1 protein-coding gene is annotated in these 674 nt (G+C 65.9%); it reads right to left on the bottom strand.

Translation table 11 applies throughout. From position 1 onward, the window contains the following. Positions 1 to 83: 83 nt before the first annotated feature. Positions 84 to 482 (bottom strand): Dabb family protein, encoded by a 399-nt coding sequence (locus AX690_RS17610; RefSeq protein WP_066683575.1) that lies wholly within the window; start codon positions 480 to 482, stop codon positions 84 to 86. Between the last annotated feature and the right edge of the window lie 192 nt (positions 483 to 674).

The following is a 674-nucleotide window of genomic DNA, read 5'->3' as shown; positions in this document are numbered from 1 at the left end:
TCTTGCAACCCCTGGGTCCCGGATAGCCTCTGCGAGGCTTCCGGGATGACACGAGTTTTTTAGAGGCTAGGGCGTCCGCCCTTTCACACCGCTAGCGAGTCATAGACCACGACCTTGCTCCAGAGGTGGCCGCAGTCGGCCACGAACTTCTGGTGCAGCGGGTGGGTCTGATAGCGGTTCTGGTCCTCGACGCTCTTGAAGACCATCAGCTCGGAGACGTCGTAGCTGTTGTCGATCACCTCGCGCTTCTCGGTCGAGGCCGGAACGCCGACGTGCAGCTGCTGGATGAAGTCGATCGCCTTCAGCGCCTTCAGGCCCGCGATCAGCTTGTCGCGGTCGGCCTTGGCGCCGGGCGTCTTGAGCCAGAAGAACACCTGGTGGAGCACCAGAGGGGCCTCGGTCGCGGCGCTCGCCGACGTGGCGAGGGCGGCGCCGGCCGCCAGGCCGCCGGAGAGCAGAGTGCGGCGGTCGAATGGGGGCATGGGCGGGGTTCTCCTCTGTTCGCCGCCGACCTCCAGGTCGGTGCGAGCCTTACATCTCTTGGAGGCTGCAGCGTGCAGGACTGATCAGGTCAGTCAAGGAGACGCTGCGCGTCGCCGCGGCGCGGTCGCCGGAGGCGATCCTTGAGTGACCTGATCAGCCCTGCGATCGTCTCGCCGTGAGATGTAAGGGGG

Origin of the sequence: Caulobacter sp. CCH9-E1 (assembly GCF_001556515.1) — a bacterium.
Classification (GTDB): Bacteria; Pseudomonadota; Alphaproteobacteria; order Caulobacterales; family Caulobacteraceae; genus Caulobacter.
Note: the sequence above shows the minus strand (reverse complement) of the source record. Positions and strands in the feature narration are given on the sequence as shown.

Excerpts from the sequence above, each read along its gene's own strand:
- AX690_RS17610 (WP_066683575.1), bottom strand. The coding sequence starts at position 482 with ATGCCCCCATTCGACCGCCGCACTCTGCTCTCCGGCGGCCTGGCGGCC.